Source organism: Rhodopseudomonas sp. BR0G17 (assembly GCF_010907025.1).
GTDB lineage: Bacteria > Pseudomonadota > Alphaproteobacteria > Rhizobiales > Xanthobacteraceae > Rhodopseudomonas > Rhodopseudomonas palustris_H.
In genome coordinates this window covers 65,026-85,789 of record NZ_QUML01000004.1, presented here as the reverse complement: position 1 = coordinate 85,789, position 20,764 = coordinate 65,026, and the positions used below count along the sequence as shown (strand labels likewise).

Genomic DNA, 20,764 nt, shown 5'->3' with positions numbered 1-20,764 from the left:
GAAGGCAACTCACGCTATTGTTGATCGTGCATGGGTTGCTGGAGTTGCCTCGGACATTCGCAGAGCGGCTATGCCGATTGCACGAGCGTCGGCTTGCCGACCTCGCTCGGCTGCACCTTCGTCAGGAACTGATCGTACGAAGATACCACCTGATCCAGCACCTCGAAGTGCGGGAACGCGCCGGTGTCGAATTGCACGATGGTCCAGTTCGAGCGGCCGGCGACGCGGGTCTTGTGGCGATAGTCGACGAAGTCGCCGCGCACGCCGTGCGCCATCCACACCGGCAGCCGCAGCTGTTCGTAGATGTGCAGGATGTCGGTGCTGAACATGAAGCCCGCCACGAAGTAGTACGGCGCATGGCGGGCGCCGGGTTGATGCGTGGTAGCGTAGTCGTAATCGACCATCGGCTCGTCGATATCCTTGGAGCCCCAGGCCTTTTCCAGGAACTTGCGGATCACCGGCCGCGCGGTGAGCATCTTGAAGAAACCGCGGTCCCACAGCTTGACGCGCAGCACGTCGATGATCCAGGAGCGGCCGCGGGTGCCTGGCGTGCGCTCGTCGCGAGCCCGGCCTTCGAAGCCGGTCGGGCTGATGAAGCCGAGCGAGCGAAACGCCTGCGGTGTCTCGGTCGCCGCGCGGGCAAGGAACTCGCTCGCCAGCGACAGCGCGAGCGCATCGATTGGCTGCTCGCCATGGATGCGGCGGATCTGTTCGACTGCGGCGTGGACCGCGTCGGTCATCATTCGCGCGGTGTATTCGCGGTCGTCGCGATCGGATTGGCCGAAGCCCGGCAGGTCGATCGCGTACACCGGTCGCTGCTTCGCGTAGTAATCGTACAGCGGCTTGACTTCGTAAGCGGAGCCGGCGGCGTTGATGCTGTGTATCAGCAGCAGCGGCGTGGTGCTGCCATTCGGCTGCACGTCGCCCGCCGCATAGATCGCAAACCGGCCGACCACGCTGGTGATATCGGTGCGCGCACCCGCCACCGGATTGGCGAGACCCGTCCGCGCATGATGCTGCTTGATGCTACCTGTATTGATTGCTTGCCCGCTGAGCGACGGCATCTGCGACCTCTCTTGCATTTGAGCGAACCGTCGAGCCAATCGCGTCAAACCGGGAAGGTTCCAATTCGCCCGCGCTTCACGCTGCTTCAACGCAAGAATGGTATCTGCATACATTGGCGCGCACGAAAATCGACTCGTGCGTGCATGATAGTCCCGCTGCCGGCTGGTGTGATCACGAGGGACACCGTCAGCTCGAATTGACGTCAGTGATGGCGATGAGTTGTTAGTTCGGCGCGACGAACGGCTGTCCATTCGGCTTGACACGAATGCCCGGCCGCAGTCGTCGCCACGGCAGCGCTGCGGTATCGGCCGGCATCGCGCCGGGCGCGGCGCAGATCAGAAGCCGTTCGGCGATCGGTTGAAAGTCGGCGCGGAAATGCACCGAGCTTTTCACCACCAGGATTGCCTGCGCGGTCGGCTCGATACCGACATAGCGGTACATCGCCTGATCGGCGAGCTGCGCTTTGTGCGACGCGACCACCACGCGCACGCCGCCGATCCGCAGGCAGGCGGACGGCCCCATTTCCATCTCGCGGCCACCGAAATACGGACCGGGTGCGACGAAGCGGCCGTCGGAGAGTTGCTCGACGACGAAGATCTCCTCGAATGGCGTGTCGCCGGGAATGCCCGACTTGCCGCCGAGCGACAGCGAGATCATCGCGCCGACACCGGCGGCATGCGCGGCCTTCGAAGCGTCCGGATCGTAGATCACGCCGATCGCGGCGCGCTGTGCGTTGTTGCGCACCAAGGCGCGGAGCATGCCGGTGGTGTCGGAATCGCCGCCGGCGCCGGGATTGTCCTGGGTGTCGGCAATGATGATCGGCTTGGCGGCGGTGCGCGCCAATTCGATCGCATGCTTCACGCCCTCGTCGGGCGAATAGATCTTGCCGTCGAAATCGTCCTCGTGATCGGCCACCAGCGCGGCCACCGCATCCGCTGCCGCATCGGCATCGGCCTGGGTGCGGCCATAGGCGAACACCGACGGTGCGCAGTCCGGAAAGTCTGCGGCCGGAAACCCCGGCGCAAACGACAGCGTCGGCACCGCCTCGCTCTCCAGCGCGGCGAGCTTGTCGTAGATGCCTTTGGTCGGCTGATCGAACGTGCACTGCCACGAGATCGGAATCAGGAACGGCAGTTGCCGGAACGCCTTGGCGAACTTCTGACCGCTGCGAAGCAGCAGCTCCAGATGCTTGGCCGAAGCGCGGCCGGTATCGGCCATGTCGACATGCGGATAGGTGCGATAGGCGATCAGCGCGTCGGCGTGTTCGATCATCCGCGGCGTGACGTTGGCGTGCAGATCGATGCTGACCACCAGCGGCAGGTCGGGCCCGATCACTTCGCGGACGCGGGCCAGGATCTCGCCTTCTCCGTCGTCGAGATGCTCGGTGACCATCGCGCCGTGCAGGTCGAGATACACCGCGTCGAGCTGCCCGGCCGCCTTGATGCCGTCGATCATGATTTTGACGACGCGCTCGAACGCATCCTCGGTGACATGCGCCGATGGACTGGCGCCGCAGGCGACGGTCGGGATCAGCTCCCAGCCTTTGGCCTCGGCCTCTTCGACGAAGCCGGCGAGGCCGACATTGATACCACGCATCACCTTGAGGACGTCGGCGCCGATCGTCATCGCCGGCCACCCGCCTCCATGCACGAACGCCTCCCAAGTCGCCTTGGTAGGCGCAAAGGTGTTGGTCTCGTGCAGGAAGCCACCGACGGCGATGCGGGTCATGGTTGTTGTTCTCTTGCTGACTTAACGTTCGTCATTCCGGGATGCGCCCCTTGGGGCGCAGGCCCGGAATCCATTTCCCCTGGCGGTGGTTATGGATCCCGGGATCGCCGCTGCGCGGCGCCCCGGAATGACGCGGGGAGAGGAAGGTTAGCTCACCATCGCCGCCGGTGCTTCGCTGACCGGGCGGAAGTTGGCGAAGTCCCAATGCCTGCCGGGAGCGGCTTCGAGCAGTTGACGGGTATAGGCTTGCTTGGGATGGGTCAGCACTTCGCCGGCCGGCCCTTGTTCGACGACGCGGCCTTTCTCCATCACCGCGACATCGTCGCAGATCTGCGCTGCGACGCGCAGGTCGTGGGTGATGAACAGCAGCGCGATGCCGAGCCGGGTCTGAATTTCGTCGAGCAGATTCAGCACCTGCGCCTGCACTGAGACGTCGAGCGCCGACACCGCCTCGTCGGCGACCAGCACGTCGGGATCGAGCGCCAGCGCGCGGGCGATCGCGATGCGCTGGCGCTGGCCGCCGGAGAACTGATGGGGAAAGCGCGAGATCGCATCCGCCGGCAGATGCACCAGCTCGAGCAGTTGCCGCGCCTTGGCGAGCGCTTGCGCCCGCGGCACGCCGTAATTGATCGGCCCTTCCGCAATGCTCTCACCGACGCTGACGCGCGGATTGAGCGAGCGGTACGGGTCCTGGAATACGATCTGGATCTTCTTGCGGTGCGGCCGCAGCAGCCGTCGCGACAGCTCGGAGATCTCGCGGCCGGCCAGCCGGATGCCGCCCGAGGTCGGATCGATCAGCCGCACGATGCAGCGTGCCACGGTGGATTTGCCGGAGCCGCTTTCGCCGACGATGCCGAGCGTGCGTCCCTTGTGCAGCGTCAGCGTCACGTCCTGTGCCGCGACCACTTCGCGCTGGCGGCCGAGCAGCGAACGCTCGCGATACACTTTGCCGAGCTCGTTGGCCTCCAGCACGACCGGCGTCTTGGCGACGCCGCGCGGCGGCCGCGGCACCAGGCTCGGCACCGCCGACAGCAGGTTGCGGGTGTAGTCCATCTGCGGACGACGCAGCACCGTCTCCAGCGGGCCGGTCTCGACCAGCCGGCCTTGCCGCATCACCGCGACGCGATCGGCGATCTCGGCCACCACGCCCATGTCGTGGGTGATGAACAGCACCGCGGTGCCGTGCGCCTGCTGCAGCTCGCGGATCAGCGTAAGGATCTGCTTCTGGGTGGTGACGTCGAGCGCAGTGGTCGGCTCGTCGGCGATCAGCAGCTTGGGCTCGAGCACCAGCGCCATCGCGATCATGATGCGCTGGCGCTGACCGCCCGACAGCCGGTGCGGATAGGATGCGAAGATCCGCTCGACATCCGGCAGCCGTACCTGCTGCATCATGTCGAGGATGCGGCGGCGGCGCTCGCGGGCGGGCAGGTCGGTGTGAAAACGCAGCACCTCGTCGATCTGCTTGCCGACCGGCACCACCGGGTTCAGCGCCGTCATCGGCTCCTGGAAGATCATCGCCATCCGCGACGCGCGAAGCTGCCGCAGCCGCCGTTCGCTGGCGGCCAGCACGTTCTCGCCGGCGAGCCGGATCTCGCCCCCGGAGGCATGCAGTGCGCCCTTCGGCAGCAGCCCCATGGTGGCGAGCGACGTCACCGATTTGCCCGAGCCGCTTTCGCCGACCAGGCACATCGTCTCGCCGGCCCGCACGGTGAGCGAGATGCCGTCGATCACCTTGTCGCCGTCATTGCTGCGGCCGAGGCGGACGACGAGGTTGTCGATTTCGAGGACGTTGTCGGTCATCGGGATGCCTCCACGTCACTGCTTCGTCGATTCGCGTTGCGTAATGACGGACTAAGCTTTGAACCGGCTCTCATCGCGAGCCCTCGCGCTGTTTCATCCGCGGGTCGAGCGCGTCGCGGGCGGCGTCGCCGATCAGGTTAACGGACAGGATCGCGATCGACAGCAACAAGCCCGGCCAGAAGATCAGCATCGGCTTGATCTGAAAGTAGGCGCGGCCCTCGGCCATGATGTTGCCCCAGGTCGGCGTCTCCGGGCTGATGCCGGCCCCGAGGAACGACAGGATCGCTTCGGTGAGGATCGCCGAGGCGGCGATGTAGGTACCCTGCACGATCAGCGGCGCCACCGTGTTGGGCATCAGGTGCCGCGCCATGATCTTCGGCAGGCTGGAGCCCAGCGAGATCGCGGCTTCGACATAGGGCTCCTCGCGCGCGGTGAGCACCACCGACCGGACCAGCCGGGCGACGCGCGGGATCTCCGGGATGGTGATGGCGATCAGCACCGTGGTCAGGCTGGCGCCGGACAGCGACACCACGGCGATCGCCAGCAGCACGCTAGGGATCGCCATCAGGCCGTCCATCACCCGCATCATCACCGCGTCGACCCAGCGGAAGAAGCCGGCGACCAGGCCGATCACGAGGCCGATCGCGATCGCGACGATCGCCGAGCCGACGCCGATCAGCAGCGATACCCTGCCGCCATAGATGATCCGCGACAGCAGATCGCGGCCATAGGCGTCGGTGCCGAGCAGGAATTCGGCGCTCGGCGGCTTCAGCCGCAGCGCCGGTGCCAGCTTCACCGGATCGTGCGGCGCCAGCCATGGCGCGAAGATCGCCATCAGCACGACCAGCGTCAGGCAGATGGTGGCGACGGCGATGATCGGCGTGGACAGCAGGAAGCCGAGCCGCGGACGCATCGGACGCGGCACCGGAAGGGTCGGTTCGGACATGGTATCGATCGCCATGGTGCGCGCGCCCTCAGTACCGGATACGGGGATCGAGCAGCGTGTAGGCCAGATCGATCAACAGATTGACCGCGACATAGATGCCGCTGGTCAGCAGGATCATGCCCTGGATCACCGGGTAGTCGCGCGCCAGCACCGCATCGACGGTGAGGCGGCCGATGCCGGGCAGATTGAACACGCTCTCGGTGACGACGACGCCGGAGATCAACAGCGCAAAGCCAGTGCCGATCACGGTGATCACCGGCACCGCCGCATTGCGCAGCGCGTGGCGCAGCAGCACGCGGCTTTCGGTGATGCCCTTGGCGCGCGCGGTGCGGACATAATCCTCGCCGAGCACGTCGAGCATCGCCGCGCGTGTCATCCGCGCGATTAGCGCGATGTAGATGAAGGACAGCGTCAGCGTCGGCAGCACCAGCCGCTCGGCGAACGGGCCGAAGCCGCGCGCCATCGGGCGGAAGCCCTGCACCGGCAGCCAGCGCAGCTCGATCGCGAAGATCTGGATCAGCACATAGCCGATCACGAACACCGGCACCGAGAAGCCGATCACCGACAGGCCCATCACGAAGCGATCGACCCAGGTGCCGTGTTTCCACGCGGCGACGACGCCGAGCGGAACCGCGACGATGACCGATAGCACGATGGTCGACAGCGCCACCGTGATGGTCGGCTCGATACGCTGGCCGATCATCTGCAGCACCGGCACCTGCGAGATCAGCGAGACGCCGAGGTCGCCGTGCAGCAGCCGTCCGACCCAGGTGAAGAACTGCACGTAAAGCGGCTCGTTGAGGCCGAGCGACGTGCGGATGCGCATCAATTGTTCAGGGGTGGCGCTGTCGCCGGCAATGATCGCGGCGGGATCGCCCGGTGTCAGGCGCAGCAGCAGGAACACGAACAGTGCGACCACACCCGTCACCGGGATGGCCGCCAGCAAACGACGGATCAGATAGCCGAGCATCGGCGCTCCATCATGGATTTGGATCGACGATTAGCGAAACTTATCCCGAAGATGCGGTTCGTCATCATCACCTGCGCTTGAGGCCGTCGAAATCACCCTCGGAGTTCAGCAAGTCCCGTGCCAGGGCTGCAAGCCGGTGCGATCTGATTTGCACAGGTCCGCGCTCACTCCAGCGTTGCGAGCAGTCCCGCCATCAGCCGGCCACGCTCGGCGAGGCTGTCGATCTCGATGTGCTCGTTCAGCGTGTGCGCGTCGGCGCCGCGCACGCCGAGACCATCGAGGGTGGGAATGCCCATCGCGCCGGTGAAGTTGCCGTCGGAGCCGCCGCCGGCGCTGCCGTGCGGCAGGCCGACGCCGAGCTGCGCAGCGACCACGCGCGCCTTGTCGTACAGTGCCAGGGTGCCGGCATCCGGTTCCCACACCGGGCGGGTCACACCGCGCGTCACGTTGAAGGTGACGTCGCTGCTGCTGCCTTGCAGCGCCAGCATACGTTCGACGCCGCGGTCGAGATCTGCCTGGCGCTTGGCCATGCTGAGCGCTTCGCCGGTGCAGGTAGTGGCGACGCAGTTCACCCATTGACCGCCGTGGACGATGCCGACGCTGAAGGTGCAATCTTCTGTGGTCATCGCATCGATCGCCAGGATTTGCTTGGCCATTTCCCGTATGGCGGAACGTCCAGACGACAACGTCGCGCCGGCGTGGCTCGGCTTGCCGATCGCCTCCAGGTTGAATCGCGCGATCGCGTAGCGGCCGGTGACGACGCCGTTGTCGGGGCGTCCGGGCTCCGGCACCAGCACGTATTTGTTGCGCGCCGCTTCGGCTTCGATGATGTCACGGGTCGACGGCGTACCGACTTCTTCGTCCGGCGTGAACAGGACGGTGATCGGCAGCGGCGTCGTGAACGCGGCGCGGGCGAGCTGCTTGATGGCTTCCAGCGTCAGGTAGTTGCCGCCCTTCATGTCGAAGATGCCGGGGCCGAACGCCTTGTTGCCTTCGCGGCGGAACGGCAGCTTTGCCAGCGTGCCGACCGGATGCACGGTGTCGAGATGACCGGCGATCAGGATGCCGGGTTCGCCCTGCTTGGGATGCGGAAAGCGCGCGCGCACGCAGCCGGCGAAGCCCTGGCGACCGGCGATGCGCTCGATTGTCGCGCCCATGATCGCCATCTCCCGCGCTGCGAGATCGAGCATGCGCTCCACCGCGGCGGTGTCCCAGGTTGGGCTCTCACATTCAACCCAGGCGCGCAGGCCTTGCAGCATCGTATCGGAATCGAATGGGAGATTTGCTGGGTTCATTGCGCACTCTCTGTTGGTGGCATTACGAGACTGATTACCGGCGGCTTTGTAAAGCGAAAGATTTCCGCCGCCGACTACGCGGCCGAACGCCGGCAGCGGCGAGCCGGATGATTGACGCTTGGCACACTTGGTGCAAGTCTCGATTATCAGGATGTGGCAATGCGCTGATCGCGTGACGCCGCGCCCGGAGACTTAATGCCCTGCACAAGCAATCATCTGTGACTGATCAGTTTCAAGTCAGGAGAAATCGAATGTTCCATCCACCGCGTTGGATGCGCTCGGCCGTTGCGTCGAAATTCGCTGTGCCGGCGTTCGCGCTCGCGGCATCGATGACGCTGCCTGCTGCCGTCGATGCCAAGACGATCCGCGCCGTCATGCATTCCGACCTGCGTATCATCGATCCCGGCCTGACCACCGCTTACATTACCCGCGACCACGGCTACATGGTTTACGACACGCTGCTGGCGATGGACTCCAAGTTCAAGGTCCAGCCGCAGATGGCGGACTACAAAGTCTCAGACGACAAGCTGACCTACACGTTCACGTTGCGTGACGGACTGAAGTGGCACGACGGCACCCCGGTCACCGCGGAGGATTGCGTCGCCTCGCTGAAGCGCTGGGGCCAGAAGGACGGCATGGGCCAGAAGCTGATGCAGTTCACCGCCAGCCTCGAAGCCACCGATCCCAAGACCATCACGCTGAAGCTGAAGGAGCCCTACGCGCTGGTGCTGGAATCGATCGGCAAGCCGTCGTCGCTGGTGCCGTTCATGATGCCGAAGCGGATCGCCGAGACGCCGGCCGACAAGCCGATCCCCGAGCAGATCGGCTCCGGCCCGTTCAAGTTCGTGGCGTCCGAGTTCCAGCCGGGCGTCAAGGCGGTGTACGTCAAGAACCCCGACTACATTCCGCGCAAGGAAGCGCCCGACTGGACCTCGGGCGGCAAGATGGTGAAGGTCGACCGCGTCGAGTGGATCACCATGCCGGACGCACAGACCGCGGTGAACGCGCTGCAGTCGGGTGACATCGACTTCATCGAGAATCCGTCGTTCGACCTGCTGCCGGTGCTGGCGCAGGACAAGGAGCTGACGATCGATACGTTGAGCCCGCTCGGCTTCCAGACCCTCGGCCGGATGAACTTCCTGCATCCTCCGTTCGACAATCCCAAGGTCCGTCGCGCGGCCTTCCTGGCGATGAGCCAGAAGCCGGTGCTCGACGCGCTGGTCGGCAATCCCAAGTACTACAAGGTTTGCGGCGCCGTGTTCGGTTGCGGCACGCCGCTCGAGACCGACGTCGGCTCGGAGACGCTGGTCAAGGGCAACGGCATGGCCGAGGCCAAGAAGCTGCTCGCGGAGTCCGGCTATGACGGTACGCCGATCGCCTTGATGGCGCCGGGCGACGTCGTCACCCTGAAGGCGCAGCCGATCGTGGCCGCGCAGCTGCTGCGTGACGCCGGCTTCAAGGTCGACGTTCAGGCCACCGACTGGCAGACCGTGGTGTCGCGCCGCGCCAGCCAGAAGCCGCCGAGCGAAGGCGGCTGGAACATGTTCTTTACCAACTGGGCCGGCCCCGACATTCTCAATCCGGTCGCCAACGTCTCGGTCGGCGGTCAGGGCAAGAAGGGCGGCTGGTTCGGCTGGGCGGAAGACGCCAAGGTCGAGGAGCTGCGCGACAAGTTCGTGCGCGCGAACTCGCCCGAGGAGCAGAAGAAGATCGCCGAGGAGATCCAGAAGGAAGTCTACGACCAGGTGATCTACATCCCGCTCGGCCAGTACACCGCGCCGAGCGTGTGGCGCAAGGAACTCACCGGCGTCGTCTACGGCCCGGCAACTCCAGTGTTCTGGAATATCGACAAACAGGGCGACTAAGCGGTCGCTCCACGTCTCAGATGCTTGACGTCATCGGTGCGCCGTCCTGCGAAAGCAGGGCGGCGCTTTGCTGGGCGCCGCGATCGTACGCGCGTCGTACTGCAAAGATCGACACGTGGGCGACGGACTAAGCGATCGAGATTGATACGAACAGGTCGAGCGAGCCGGTATATTCCGCCTGGGTCCGCAGCGATCCATGGGCGTCGTCCCAAGTGCCTGTCTCCAGATCGCCGTGTAGCCGAGCCACCGCCTGCTCGGCGATCTCATCGCCGAAGAAGCTCCAGGCAGAACACGCGGAGCGCGCATCGCGGCGCACCGGCATTTCGGGCCGGCCGGCGGTCATTGCCCTAAGGCGACGAGCCGGATGTCCCCTGTGAGGCGGATGCGGCAACGCCTGCAGCATCACGGATGGCGGATGCGATCTCATCTTCGCTGCGTCCCCCGTTGATGGTGATGCGCCCGCCGAAAACAAAGTGGGGAACCGACCGCACGCCCGCTGCTCCGGACTTGGCGGCCTCTTGCTCGACACGCCTGTGCTGTTCGGGGTCCAACGCGATCGCACGCGCCTCATCGCGATAGAATCCGTAGCCCGCGGCGATACCGGCAAGGACGTCGACGTCCGAGATATTCCTGGCGTCCAGGAAATGGGCATCGGTGATCGCGACCGCGAGCTGATGCTGCGTACCGCGCGTTCGCGCTGCGAGGATAAGTCCGTGCGCCGCCTGCGTCCTGTAGGTCCACGGCTGGCGGCTCAGGTCAAGATCAAGGCCGGACGCCCGCGCCTCAGCTTCAGGCCGCGCGAACGACGCTTTCGGGTCCGTGATTCCGTAGCGTGAGCGGAGAAGGTCGGGGATGTAGAGACCCGCTGCCGGCGCGTCGGGAAGTAGCAGCACCGGGTGCTGGCGGATATCCACATCCAGCGCGGGGAACCGTTGCGCAAGGACATTGTCGAGGCGGTGATGTCCGATGATGCACCAGGGGCAAGTGATCTCGGTGAAGAGGTCGATGCGCAGCATGGTCGACGCCTCAGGATTGCGAGATGGCGGGAAGAATCGCCTCCACTTGGGTGCGCTCCGTGGTGAGCCTCCAGATCGCTTCCGCGATCGCGTCCGGCGAGATGGTCGGCAAGCGCGGATCGATCGTGCGGCCACCCGACGTGGCGACCTTCATGCCGGTTGAGCCTTCGATCATCGCGCCGATGTAGACGGCGCCGGCGAAGACGCCGCTCTGCGCAAGCTCGCCGTGCAGAGCATGGATGTAGTTGCGGGTGGCAGCCATCAGCGCGGGAGCGCCGCTCACCCCCGGAATGGGTCTGACCGCGGCAAGCCCGCCGACGACGACAATCGATCCTGCGCCGCGCTTCTTCATGATCTTGGTCAGACGATGCGCAAGCTCTATCGGCGCGAGCGTGTAGATCGGAACGAGATCCTGCACCGCTGCGGCGTCAAATTGGGTAGCGGGGACGAATCCGCCTTCGGACGGAACGGGCGAGTAAACTGCTACATCGATGGCGCCGAGCTGCGTTTCGATCGCGTCGACCAGGCCGGGCAGCCCTTCAAGATTGGTCAGGTCGCCCGGAAAGACGGCCACCTCCAGCCCTTCAACTTTGAGCTTGCCGGCCAGCTCATGAAGCGCGCCTTCATGGCGCGCAACAAGCGCGACCTGATAGCCCTGCTTGCCGTAATGGTGGGCGAGCGACGCGCCAAGGCCGATGCCCGCGCCGAAAATTGCGATCGTCTTCCTGTCAACCATCATGCGTTCCCGGTAGTATGTTTCGATGACCAGGAATGTGATATGGACCAGTACATGTCACAAGAACGCATAGATGTGGGGCCAGGCCCTATGGATGTGACCGCCCCGCCCGCTGCGCCCGGCACCAATGACGCATGCCGTCGCGTCAACCAGGTCTTGGCGAGGATGGGCGATAAGTGGACGGTGCTGGCAATCACCTCCCTCGCACAGAAGCCGCGCCGCTTTAACGAGCTGAAACGGTTGATCGGAGGCGTGTCGCAACAGATGCTCACGCGCACGCTGAAGGCGCTGGAGCGCGACGGGATGGTGACGCGGCAAGTCTATCCGACGGTGCCGCCGCAGGTGGAATACGGGCTGACCGCCCTCGGCCAATCGCTTTCGGTCCCCGTCATGCACCTCGCGACGTGGGTGCTGGAGCATCTCGACGAGATCGAACGTCACCGCGACGATCACGACCGCGGCCGGCCCTAGAGTAGTTCCGCGTTCGTTAGAATCAGGAGCGCGCTTCGGAGTTCTTACAACAACCACAAGCTCATGGTGGGAGGCGCGAAGCGCCGTCTCGAACCATGCGCCGCAAGCTATGCGGCTCCTCATCCTTCGGGACGCCCGGCTTTGCCGGGCTCTTCAGGATCGGGACGTTAGCCCATTAGGCGCACAATACGACTGTCGGCACGTCAGGCGCCGAATAACAAAAAGCCCGGCGCGAAGCCGGGCTCGATTGGCTGGGTGCTGTCCCGATACCGATCGGGCGCGCCCCTGGATCACTTGCGGGCGCAGGCGACCTTGATGGCGCTGGCGCTCGGGCTGCACTTCGCCGTCACCGAGCCGTCCTTGACCGTGAGCTGGTCGGCGAGCTTGGCGGCGCCGCCGTTGACGCAATAGGCCGAGGTCAGGGTCTCGTTGGCGGCGCAGGTCACCGGGCAGCCGTCCGAGGCGCAGCTGGTCGAGGTGACGTTACGCACCGCGGCGATCGCCGCCGGGGCCGCAGCAGCGGCCTGCTTGTCGGCGGCGGGGGCCTTGGTGGCAGGCGCGGGCGCCGGAGCAGCCTTCGCCGCCGGAGCGGGCGCAGCGGCCTCGGGGGCCGGCGTCGCAGCGGTTTCGACCGCAGCCGGGGCTGCGCTGGTTTCCACGGCGGCCGGGCGGGCATAGTAGCCGCTCGCCGACACCAGATAGACGAACAGGGCCGCGACCACGACCGCGCCGATCATGATCAGCGTCGTCGTCGGCAGCGCGCGGACGCGATCGACCGTCGAGCGGATTGCGGTGACGAAGGAAGCGGCATCGAACGAACCGCCACGGGAACGCATATCGTCGAAGGTGAGATACGCTGCGATCACGAAGCCACCACCGAACAACATGAGTATCAGCAGTGGACCGAGCGCGGAGAGATACTCCATGTTACGTCTTTCCATTCAGGGCAGGCCGGCGCGAGGTGTATAGGTTTCGCCTGCCGCAAGCTGCATTGTCGAAAATCAAATGAACACGCATATGCAACGGTGCGTTGAGGTATGTCAAAACCGTTGAGGCGCCGTCGGTCGAGGTGTAGCACGGCAGGGGGCGTGACGTCATCGCGGCAGAAAGCGCCGCAATTTGTTAGGGTTGACGATTAATACCTCGTCATTTGCCGAGTGCGGCTCGGCTTTCTCTATGGTCGAATGTCCAATGTCGGTGCGGCCTGTCGGCTCTGCGTCGATCGACCGCGATCGATGCCCTATCTGCGGCTTTCCGAAGTGGAGCGCACAGCGGAATATGGCGGTTGCTTGACGGAGATTCGCAAAAACCCGCTATGACGCGGCAAAGCCGTCCCGCGTAGATCGCGCATCAGACCGCCATATACGCCGCATATCATTCGATAGCCCGCAACGTTCGAAGAGATTCCCATGAAGGCAGCAGACGTGATGACCACCGCCATCGTGACGGTGCAGCCCGACACGCCCGTCCACGCCATCGCCGAGACGCTGCTCAAGCATGGCATCAGCGCCGTGCCGGTGATCGACGGCGCCGGGGTGCCGCTCGGCATCGTCAGCGAAGGCGACCTGATGCCGCGCGCCGATAGCGACCGCGAGGCGCGTCACGATTGGTGGCTGCAGATGCTGTCGGAAGGCGAGGCGGTGCATCCCGACTACGTCCGCTTCCTGAAGTCCGATACCCGCACCGCCAAGGACGTCATGGTCGGCCCGGTGGTGACGGTCGAAGAAAGCACGGCGCTCGCCGACATCGCCGACCTGTTGGTCGAGAAGCGGATCAAGCGGGTGCCGGTGGTGCGTGCTGGCCACATCGTCGGCATCGTCAGCCGCGCCGACCTGCTCAAGACCATGACTGGGCTCAATCACACCGGAGCTGATCCCGTGCACGACGATCCGAACGCCTGGCCGACGCCGTCCGACAAGCTTGCAGCGCTGAGCCGTCCCGTCGCGCCGCCGGCACCCCCGCCGCACGATCCGGCGGCTGACGATCTCTCCGCCTCGGCGTTCCGCGAGCTGGGGCTCGAGCACGAGCACGAAGAAGACGAGAAGCGAAAACATGCCAAGGAGCTGGCGGACGAGAAGCATCACCGGCTCGCCAGCGACATGCTGGCGTCGCATCTGACCGACGAGACCTGGCAGAAGCTGCTGCGCAACGCGCGATCCGTTGCCAAAAAGGGCGAGCAGGAAAGCCTGCTGCTGCGGTTTCCGGCAGAGCTGTGCACCGATCACGGCCGCGCCGTGAATGCGCCCGATCCGGAATGGCCGTCCACGCTGCGCGGCATGGCCGCCGACATTTACTTGCGGTGGAAGTCGGAGCTGCGCCCGCACGGCTTCGTGCTGCAGGCCCGCGTGGTCGATTTCCCCGACGGCATCCCAGGCGACATCGGCCTATTTCTGACCTGGGGTAAGAGCGAAGCGGAGCATCACTGAGGTGCCGTTCGTTCGCTTCGCTCTTCGCACTCGCGGCGAGGACGCGTAGCGCTCTCAGATCTTGAGGTTGCGGTACACCGAGACCTCGCGCTCGCGCGCGAGGCGGGCGTCGTCGCCGGCGCGGATGCCGCGCCAGCCGTCGAAGAACACCACGATGGTGGTGATCAGTCCGGTGATCTTTCCAACCAGGAATCCGAACGGGAAGATCAGTCGCTCTGCAGGCAGAATAAATTGCGAGCCGAGGAAGATGATCACCGCGTTGGCGAAGTACGCGGTGCGGTACAGCGTCTGCTCCTTCCAGGCGCTGCGCGCATAGGGCCGGGAGCTCTTCTTCACCGCCTTGTTGTAACGGGGGTTACGCAGCAGCCCGAGCAGCCGGCGCTTCTTCGGCAGTTGCCGCGGGCCGGCGAGTAGCGCCCGATAATTCTCGCGCATCTGAAAATGCGCGATCAGCGCCAGCAGCAGATTGAGCGCGACCAGCACCGCTTTCAATTCCCACACCGACAGCAAGAGCTGTGCGGCGAGGTCGACGAAGATCAGATGCGTCGCCGCATTCAGCACGAAGGCCGAACGGTGGAACGCGGCGCGGTTGATGTTGGCGACCTTCTCGTCGATGAACGCGGCGCCCGGCTTGGTCTCGCCGAGCTGCAGCAGGACGGTGCGCTGCGCTTCTGTCAGGTCCCAGCTCTTGCCGAGTTCGGCGATCGTCACCGCCGGCGTGCCGCGCTTGATCCGGAACGTCGCCTTGGCCGACCATTCGGACACCCGCGTCAGCCAGCGCCGCGTCACCGCGAAGCGTGAGGTGCTGGTCGCCGCCTCGACGAGAGGGTGGGGATCTGGCTGCATCGTGTCCTTCAGCGCGGCTCGATCGCCGTCAATCGCCGAAAAGCGGGTCCTCCGCAAGCTTGGCGGCGGCCTTGGCGGCAGCCTTCATCTGCTGTCTGATCTCGGCATCATCAAGGTCGGCGAGCTGCCGGGCGGCTTCGGGGTCGAGCTTGTCCTTGGCGCGGCGGTTGAATTTGCCGGCTAGTTTGCGGTGCACGGCGACGTCGTTGAGAGCGCCGAGCGCGTCGAGCAGCTTCTTCAGGTGCTTCCGGAACCGCTCCAGCCGCTTGCCGGCCCTGCCGTCAAACAGGCTTTCGAAGAAGCCGATCGCGTAGTTCAGCTTCTTGGCGGCGATCCGGACCCGATGCCGCTCCTCGTCGTCGAGCTGCTCCAGCTTCTCCAGGCGCTTGTTGAGCTTGCGGGCGCGGCGGGCCAGCACCTGTTCGGCGAATGCGACCGCCGACGGGCGGTCCGCGCCGTCCGCCGCCTTGGTCCCTTCGCCCGCCTCGATCCAGCGCTTGAGATCGTTCAACAGCTTGCGGAAGCGCTGCAGCTCGACGGTGGCGCTGGCGCTGTCGAACGCGGCGCCGCGGTCAGAGCCGAGCCGCTTCAGGAAGGCCGGTGAGCCGGTGCCGAGCTGAGCGCTTTTGATCTTCACTTCCAGGAGGTGTAGGTCGCGTGCCGCAGCCAGCCGTCCGGCCAGCCACTTCAGCTCGCGCTTCATCCGCTGGGTGTCACGGCCGTCGATCAGCTCGCCGAACACCGAGATCGCGGCCCGCATCCGCCGCAAGCCGATCCGCATCTGGTGAACGCCGGTCGGATCGCGCCGCCGCACCTTAGGTTGCTGCGCGGCGATCAGGTGTAGCAATTCGGTCGCAATTGCCCGAAATGCCTCGCCGCTGCCGGCGTCTTGCGACAGAACGATGTCATGGGCCGGGCCGGGGCTCGGCTTGGCCGCAGGTTTCTTGAGAACTCGACGCATTGTGTCCCACGCGGGCGAAAGAAGCTGACCGCCCGCGGTATCCTAGCAGATTTACGCGCCGATGACGCCGCGTCGCGGCGAGGCCGAGGGGTGCTAAATCCGCGCACCGCGATGGCGGTCGGTCAGGCCCGCTTCAGAACTTCCAACGGGTAGCCGATCAGCTTAGCCACCGCATACGCAATGCCCATGCCGATCAGCGCCGCGACCGCCTGACCGCCATAGTACCAAGCGGCCGACGGCGGGAAGGGCATCAATTGCGTCGCAAGATCAAGGCACCACAGGATCGCGCCGACACCGACGCCCATCACGATGACCAGCTGGATGCGCTGTACCGCCGCTTCGATCCGTGCCATCCGCGCTTCGACGTGCTTGTCCGGTCCGCGCTCCGGCGCCGGTTTGCTCGGAGCCGGGGTGTTCTGGACGCTGTCCGGAGCCGTCGTCGTCATGCCGTCCTCACTGTTCGTCTAAAGTCCAACTATGCGCGCGATCGCCGGCGCAATCCGCTCTTGCGTAGCAGTAATCGTCGCTGCACTGCACAGAATTGACTCAGCACAAAAGCACTGCCGCAAACGCGGACGCGTAGTGATCATGCTGATCGATAACTGTCGAGCCCGTTGACTTAGCGCAAATACGACCGAAGGTAAATTTGGGAAAGAGAGCCCCTTTACAGCAGTTCTAATCGCCGCAGCGGCGTGCGCTTGGGGGGAGCTCGTGATGCATACACCTTGGCAAGCCGCCACCGCTCTAAAGGCCGAAAGCAAAGAGCTTCGCCCGCTCACCGGTAACGAGGCGATCGCGCGGGCCGCGTGGGAAGCCGGTGTGCGTGTTGCGGCTGCTTATCCTGGTACGCCCAGCACCGAAGTTCTTGAGAATCTTGCGACCTATCCGGTCGAGGATCTCCACGCGCAGTGGTCGACCAACGAGAAGGTCGCGCTCGACGTCGCAATGGGCGCGTCGTTCGCCGGCAGCCGTGCGCTGTGCGCGATGAAGCATGTCGGCCTCAACGTGGCTGCCGACGCGTTCATGACCGCGACTTACATCGGCGTGAACGGCGGCCTGGTGCTGATCGTCTGCGACGACCCCGGCATTCACTCCTCGCAGAATGAACAGGACAGCCGGATCTACGGCCAGCTCGCCAATATCCCGGTGCTGGAGCCGAGCGACGCGCAGGAAGCTTACGACTTCACCAAGCTGGCGTTCGAGATATCCGAGCAGTTCGATGCGCCGGTGATTGTGCGCAGCACCACGCGTTTGTCCCACACCCGCAGCACGGTATCGGTGGGCGAGCGCGTCGAAGTGCCGGCGCGCGTCTTCCTGGAGCGGCCGTCGAAGAACGTGATGATCCCGGCGCATGCCCGCGGCCGTCATCTGTTCGTGCTCGAGCGTGAAACCAAGCTGAAGGACTATTTCGCCACGGCGGACATCACCCGGATCGAGAGGGGCGATACCAAGTTCGGCGTTATCACCGCCGGGACCTGCTATCCTTATCTTCGCGAAGTGCTGCCGACCGCCACCGTACTGAAGCTCGGCGCGTCTTGGCCGTTGCCCGACACGCTGTTGCGCGAATTCTGCGCCTCGGTCGAGCAGGTGTTCGTGGTCGAGGAGCTCGAGCCGATCATCGAGAAAGAGGTCGCCTCGCTCGGCATCAAAGTCGAAGGCAAGCGGCTGTTTCCGCGTGCCGGCGAGTTCTCGCCCGAAGTTGTCCGCGCCGGCTTCGTTCAGGCTGGTCTGCTGCCGGCGCCGCCGTCCTACAACGCATGGGTGCCGGAGCCGGTGGTGCGTCCGCCGGTACTGTGCGCCGGCTGCCCGCATACGTCGAGCTTCATGGCGGTGCGCGCCTCCGGCGCCCGCGTCGCCGGCGACATCGGCTGCTACACGCTGGCGGTGCTCGATCCGCTGCGCGGCATCGACACCTGCGTGGCGATGGGCTCTTCGATCGGCAACGCCATCGGCATGGCGAAGGCCGGCGAGACCAAGCCGGTGGTCGCCACCATCGGCGACTCCACCTTCCTGCACGCCGGGCTGCCGGCGCTGATCGACGCGGTCTACAACCAGGCCAATATCGCAGTGGTGCTGCTCGACAACCACATCACGGCGATGACCGGCGGTCAGGAGCATCCCGGCACGGGCAAGACGCTGCGCGGCGAACCCGCGCCGCAGGTCGACTACGAGGCGCTGATCAAGGCTTGCGGCGTCAAATGGGTGAAGAAGGTCGACTCCTACGATCTCGCCGCCACCCATCAGGCGCTCCGCGAGGCAATCAACTATCGCGGTGTCGCCGTGCTGATCTCGAACCGGCCGTGCGTGCTCGATCCGATCAAGATCAAGGGCCCGCCGCTGGAGATCATCACCAGCCAGTGCACCGCCTGCCAGTCCTGCATGAATCTCGGCTGCCCCGCTCTGACCTGGAGCGACGAGTGGTTCGAGGGGCGGCACCGGGTGAAAATCGATCCCGCGCTGTGCATCGGCTGCACGCTGTGTGCCCAGGTCTGCACCATCGACTGCATCAAGATCGCGAGCCCGGCGGTGACGCAATGAACGAGCAGAGCAACATCGCAGTGAATGCGGAGAGTGAGCCGGTGGCGTTCAACGCGGCGCTGGCGGAACCCACCAATGTGCTGATCGTCGGCGTCGGCGGCCAGGGCGTGATCATGGTGTCGAAGGTGCTGGCGTCGCTGGCGCAGGCGCACGGCTACGAGGTCAAGCAGAGCGAAGTGCACGGCATGGCCAAGCGTGGCGGCACCGTGTTCAGCCACGTCCGGTTCGGGCCGCGGGTGTGGTCGCCGACCATCGCCAAGGGCGAGGCCGACGTGCTGATCGCGCTGGAATGGGCCGAGGGCCTGCGCTGGCTGCCGCATCTGAAGCGCGACACCGGCGTGTTCATCTGCGACACCAAGCGGATCGTGCCGCCGTTCGCCTGCCTCAGCCGCCGTCCCGGCGCGCCGATGCGCTACTCGACCGAAACCGCTGAACAAGTCGCGGCCTACGTGTCCGAAGCCTACGCGATCGACGCCACCAAGATGGCCGAGGAGCTCGGCAACGAGCGCGCTGCCAACGTCGTGCTGCTCGGTGCGTTGTCGACCGTGCTCGAATTCGCGCTGCCGGAATGGGAAAAGACCGTCACCGCCTTCGTGCCGAAGAAGACGATCGCGGTGAATTCGGCCGCGTTCGAGCTCGGCCGTAACTGGATTGCGGACGCCAAGAGCGAGTCGCCGTCTGCCGATGCCACCCCTGCGGCGGCTCCGGCGCATACGCCATATCAGCCCCGGCTCGAGATCACCGATGCCTGGTGCAAGAGCTGCGAGATCTGCGTCAAGCTGTGTCCCGAACGCTGCTTGAAGCTCAACGCCGACCGCGTTGTCGAATTGGTGGCGCCGGAGAAATGCACCGGCTGCCGGCTGTGTGAATGGCTGTGCCCGGACTTCGCGATCCGCGTCCATCTCGACACTGAAGCGCCCGCGATGGAGGCCGCGCAATGAACGCGCCGGATCGTCACGTCCCCAAAGCCGCCGCTGCCAAGCTGCTGTCCGGCAACGCCGCCTGTGCCCAGGGCGCAATCGACGCCGGCTGCAAGTTTTTCGCCGGCTATCCGATCACCCCGTCGTCGGAAATTGCCGAGCGGCTGTCGACCATGCTGCCGGCTGCCGGTGGCGTGTTCATCCAGATGGAAGACGAGATCGCCGCGATGGCCGCGGTGGTCGGCGCCTCGATGGGCGGCGTCAAATCGCTGACCGCGACCTCCGGCCCCGGCTTTTCGCTGAAGCAGGAGAACATCGGTTACGCCGCCGGCGCCGAGATTCCCTGCGTGATCGTCAACGTGATGCGCGGCGGTCCGTCGACCGGCATGCCGACGCGGCCGTCGCAGGCCGACATCTTCCAGACCCGCTACGGCAGCCACGGCGACTATCCGATGATCGTGCTGGCGCCGGCTTCGGCACGCGAGATCTACGACGAGACCATTCGCGCCTTCGATCTTGCCGAACTGTGCCGCACGCCGGTGATCCTGCTGTACGACCAGGTGATCGCGCAGTCGTCCGAGACCGTGGCGCTCGGTGGCCGCACGTCGGTGCACGCGACCCGCAAATGGGCGAGCGGCCCGCGCGAGGCTTACAAGCCGTACGCGGCCGATGCCGATCTGGTGCCGCCGATGCCGCGTCCGGGTGACGGTTATCGCACCCACACCACGGGACTGACGCATAGCGAGACCGGCTTCCCGAGCCAGGACCCGGAGACCGTGACGCGGAATCTCGGCCGGCTCTATGCCAAGCTCGACCGCAATCGCGATCTGATCGACAGCTACGAAGCCGTGCGCTGCGAAGACGCCGAGGTGGTGATCGTTGCGATCGGCATCAGCGCCCGTGCGGCTCGCCGCGCGGTCGATGCCTGCCGCGCCGAAGGCAAGAAGGTCGGGCTGTTCCGCCCGGTCACGCTGTGGCCGTTCCCGGAGATCGCGCTGCGCGAGGCGACCCGGAACGCCAAGGCGATCCTGGTGCCGGAGCTCAACATCGGCCAGCTGAGGCTCGAGATCGAGCGTCAGCTTCGCGACCGCCGCGTCGAAGGCCTGCATCTGATCAGCGGTGAACCGATTACGCCGGCGCAGATCGCAGCCGCTGCCACCAAGCTCGCTTCGGAGGTCTGA

At 65.5% G+C, this 20,764-nt stretch carries 19 protein-coding genes; 6 read left to right on the top strand and 13 right to left on the bottom strand.

Features of this window, described 5'->3' with window-relative positions:
- Positions 1-68: 68 nt before the first annotated feature.
- From DY467_RS05190 to DY467_RS05165, 6 genes are all read right to left on the bottom strand, one after another.
- On the bottom strand, positions 69-1,064 hold the full coding sequence (locus DY467_RS05190) for an alpha/beta fold hydrolase (RefSeq protein WP_164634396.1): 996 nt from the start codon (positions 1,062-1,064) through the stop codon (positions 69-71).
- A 223-nt stretch (positions 1,065-1,287) separates the two neighbouring features.
- Entirely contained in the window at positions 1,288-2,793 is a 1,506-nt protein-coding gene (locus DY467_RS05185; RefSeq protein ID WP_164634395.1) for a M81 family metallopeptidase, read from the bottom strand.
- A 147-nt stretch (positions 2,794-2,940) separates the two neighbouring features.
- Positions 2,941-4,593: an ABC transporter ATP-binding protein gene (locus tag DY467_RS05180; protein WP_164634394.1), complete on the bottom strand. Its 1,653-nt coding sequence runs from the start codon at positions 4,591-4,593 to the stop codon at positions 2,941-2,943.
- Positions 4,594-4,663: 70 nt separating this feature from the next.
- A complete protein-coding gene (locus tag DY467_RS05175; RefSeq protein WP_107343363.1) occupies positions 4,664-5,554 on the bottom strand; it encodes an ABC transporter permease in 891 nt (296 codons plus the stop codon).
- Between the two features lie 13 nt (positions 5,555-5,567).
- The gene (locus tag DY467_RS05170) at positions 5,568-6,509 is read right to left on the bottom strand and encodes an ABC transporter permease (RefSeq protein ID WP_164634393.1); all 942 of its coding nucleotides are present in this window, start codon (positions 6,507-6,509) and stop codon (positions 5,568-5,570) included.
- A gap of 164 nt (positions 6,510-6,673) precedes the next feature.
- A complete protein-coding gene (locus tag DY467_RS05165; protein WP_164634392.1) occupies positions 6,674-7,804 on the bottom strand; it encodes a M20/M25/M40 family metallo-hydrolase in 1,131 nt (376 codons plus the stop codon).
- Between the two features lie 251 nt (positions 7,805-8,055).
- Between DY467_RS05165 and DY467_RS05160 the strand changes: the two genes are divergently transcribed.
- A complete protein-coding gene (locus tag DY467_RS05160) occupies positions 8,056-9,669 on the top strand; it encodes an ABC transporter substrate-binding protein (protein WP_107343366.1) in 1,614 nt (537 codons plus the stop codon).
- Positions 9,670-9,796: 127 nt separating this feature from the next.
- Here the strand turns inward: DY467_RS05160 and DY467_RS05155 are convergent, their stop codons facing one another.
- Genes DY467_RS05155 through DY467_RS05145 form a run of 3 tightly spaced genes read right to left on the bottom strand, consistent with a single transcriptional unit; the run spans position 9,797 to position 11,421 of the window.
- Positions 9,797-10,012: a hypothetical protein gene (locus DY467_RS05155; RefSeq protein ID WP_164634391.1), complete on the bottom strand. Its 216-nt coding sequence runs from the start codon at positions 10,010-10,012 to the stop codon at positions 9,797-9,799.
- 4 nt (positions 10,013-10,016) lie between these two features.
- Positions 10,017-10,685 (bottom strand): DsbA family oxidoreductase, encoded by a 669-nt coding sequence (locus DY467_RS05150; RefSeq protein WP_164634390.1) that lies wholly within the window; start codon positions 10,683-10,685, stop codon positions 10,017-10,019.
- Between the two features lie 10 nt (positions 10,686-10,695).
- Positions 10,696-11,421, bottom strand: a complete 726-nt coding sequence (locus DY467_RS05145) for an SDR family NAD(P)-dependent oxidoreductase (RefSeq protein WP_164634388.1) — start codon at positions 11,419-11,421, stop codon at positions 10,696-10,698.
- A 42-nt stretch (positions 11,422-11,463) separates the two neighbouring features.
- Here DY467_RS05145 and DY467_RS05140 point away from each other — a divergent pair, with 42 nt between their 5' ends.
- Positions 11,464-11,892: a winged helix-turn-helix transcriptional regulator gene (locus DY467_RS05140; protein WP_415193405.1), complete on the top strand. Its 429-nt coding sequence runs from the start codon at positions 11,464-11,466 to the stop codon at positions 11,890-11,892.
- Between the two features lie 290 nt (positions 11,893-12,182).
- Here the strand turns inward: DY467_RS05140 and DY467_RS05135 are convergent, their stop codons facing one another.
- The gene (locus DY467_RS05135; protein WP_164634386.1) at positions 12,183-12,818 is read right to left on the bottom strand and encodes a hypothetical protein; all 636 of its coding nucleotides are present in this window, start codon (positions 12,816-12,818) and stop codon (positions 12,183-12,185) included.
- 483 nt (positions 12,819-13,301) lie between these two features.
- Between DY467_RS05135 and DY467_RS05130 the strand changes: the two genes are divergently transcribed.
- The gene (locus DY467_RS05130; protein ID WP_164634384.1) at positions 13,302-14,318 is read left to right on the top strand and encodes a CBS domain-containing protein; all 1,017 of its coding nucleotides are present in this window, start codon (positions 13,302-13,304) and stop codon (positions 14,316-14,318) included.
- A gap of 54 nt (positions 14,319-14,372) precedes the next feature.
- Here DY467_RS05130 and DY467_RS05125 read toward each other — a convergent pair whose 3' ends face one another.
- The 3 genes from DY467_RS05125 to DY467_RS05115 all read right to left on the bottom strand — a co-directional run bounded on the left by DY467_RS05125 (position 14,373) and on the right by DY467_RS05115 (position 16,571).
- A complete protein-coding gene (locus tag DY467_RS05125; protein ID WP_107343372.1) occupies positions 14,373-15,164 on the bottom strand; it encodes a hypothetical protein in 792 nt (263 codons plus the stop codon).
- Between the two features lie 28 nt (positions 15,165-15,192).
- Positions 15,193-16,125, bottom strand: a complete 933-nt coding sequence (locus tag DY467_RS05120; RefSeq protein ID WP_164634382.1) for a CHAD domain-containing protein — start codon at positions 16,123-16,125, stop codon at positions 15,193-15,195.
- Between the two features lie 122 nt (positions 16,126-16,247).
- Positions 16,248-16,571, bottom strand: a complete 324-nt coding sequence (locus DY467_RS05115) for a hypothetical protein (protein ID WP_107354564.1) — start codon at positions 16,569-16,571, stop codon at positions 16,248-16,250.
- Positions 16,572-16,839: 268 nt separating this feature from the next.
- Here DY467_RS05115 and iorA point away from each other — a divergent pair, with 268 nt between their 5' ends.
- From iorA to DY467_RS05100, 3 genes are read left to right on the top strand one after another with little or no spacing between them, the layout of a single operon-like run.
- The gene (iorA, locus tag DY467_RS05110; protein ID WP_164634380.1) at positions 16,840-18,663 is read left to right on the top strand and encodes an indolepyruvate ferredoxin oxidoreductase subunit alpha; all 1,824 of its coding nucleotides are present in this window, start codon (positions 16,840-16,842) and stop codon (positions 18,661-18,663) included.
- Positions 18,660-19,604 (top strand): 2-oxoacid:acceptor oxidoreductase family protein, encoded by a 945-nt coding sequence (locus DY467_RS05105; RefSeq protein WP_164634378.1) that lies wholly within the window; start codon positions 18,660-18,662, stop codon positions 19,602-19,604. Before iorA ends, DY467_RS05105 begins: the two co-directional genes overlap by 4 nt.
- Positions 19,601-20,764, top strand: coding sequence for a 2-oxoacid:acceptor oxidoreductase subunit alpha (locus DY467_RS05100; protein ID WP_164634376.1), 1,164 nt, complete (start codon positions 19,601-19,603; stop codon positions 20,762-20,764). The genes DY467_RS05105 and DY467_RS05100 overlap by 4 nt, the downstream gene beginning before the upstream one ends.

Bases quoted from the DNA above. Each gene is read 5' to 3' on its own strand.
- DY467_RS05105 (WP_164634378.1), top strand. From the start codon at position 18,660: ATGAACGAGCAGAGCAACATCGCAGTGAATGCGGAGAGTGAGCCGGTG.
- DY467_RS05165 (WP_164634392.1), bottom strand. From the start codon at position 7,804: ATGAACCCAGCAAATCTCCCATTCGATTCCGATACGATGCTGCAAGGC.
- DY467_RS05150 (WP_164634390.1), bottom strand. From the start codon at position 10,685: ATGCTGCGCATCGACCTCTTCACCGAGATCACTTGCCCCTGGTGCATC.
- DY467_RS05175 (WP_107343363.1), bottom strand. From the start codon at position 5,554: ATGGCGATCGATACCATGTCCGAACCGACCCTTCCGGTGCCGCGTCCG.
- DY467_RS05155 (WP_164634391.1), bottom strand. From the start codon at position 10,012: ATGACCGCCGGCCGGCCCGAAATGCCGGTGCGCCGCGATGCGCGCTCC.
- DY467_RS05160 (WP_107343366.1), top strand. From the start codon at position 8,056: ATGTTCCATCCACCGCGTTGGATGCGCTCGGCCGTTGCGTCGAAATTC.
- DY467_RS05135 (WP_164634386.1), bottom strand. From the start codon at position 12,818: ATGGAGTATCTCTCCGCGCTCGGTCCACTGCTGATACTCATGTTGTTC.
- DY467_RS05180 (WP_164634394.1), bottom strand. From the start codon at position 4,593: ATGACCGACAACGTCCTCGAAATCGACAACCTCGTCGTCCGCCTCGGC.
- DY467_RS05145 (WP_164634388.1), bottom strand. From the start codon at position 11,421: ATGGTTGACAGGAAGACGATCGCAATTTTCGGCGCGGGCATCGGCCTT.
- DY467_RS05115 (WP_107354564.1), bottom strand. From the start codon at position 16,571: ATGACGACGACGGCTCCGGACAGCGTCCAGAACACCCCGGCTCCGAGC.
- DY467_RS05140 (WP_415193405.1), top strand. From the start codon at position 11,464: ATGGACCAGTACATGTCACAAGAACGCATAGATGTGGGGCCAGGCCCT.
- DY467_RS05100 (WP_164634376.1), top strand. From the start codon at position 19,601: ATGAACGCGCCGGATCGTCACGTCCCCAAAGCCGCCGCTGCCAAGCTG.
- DY467_RS05120 (WP_164634382.1), bottom strand. From the start codon at position 16,125: ATGCGTCGAGTTCTCAAGAAACCTGCGGCCAAGCCGAGCCCCGGCCCG.
- DY467_RS05125 (WP_107343372.1), bottom strand. From the start codon at position 15,164: ATGCAGCCAGATCCCCACCCTCTCGTCGAGGCGGCGACCAGCACCTCA.
- iorA (WP_164634380.1), top strand. From the start codon at position 16,840: ATGCATACACCTTGGCAAGCCGCCACCGCTCTAAAGGCCGAAAGCAAA.
- DY467_RS05185 (WP_164634395.1), bottom strand. From the start codon at position 2,793: ATGACCCGCATCGCCGTCGGTGGCTTCCTGCACGAGACCAACACCTTT.
- DY467_RS05190 (WP_164634396.1), bottom strand. From the start codon at position 1,064: ATGCCGTCGCTCAGCGGGCAAGCAATCAATACAGGTAGCATCAAGCAG.
- DY467_RS05170 (WP_164634393.1), bottom strand. From the start codon at position 6,509: ATGCTCGGCTATCTGATCCGTCGTTTGCTGGCGGCCATCCCGGTGACG.
- DY467_RS05130 (WP_164634384.1), top strand. From the start codon at position 13,302: ATGAAGGCAGCAGACGTGATGACCACCGCCATCGTGACGGTGCAGCCC.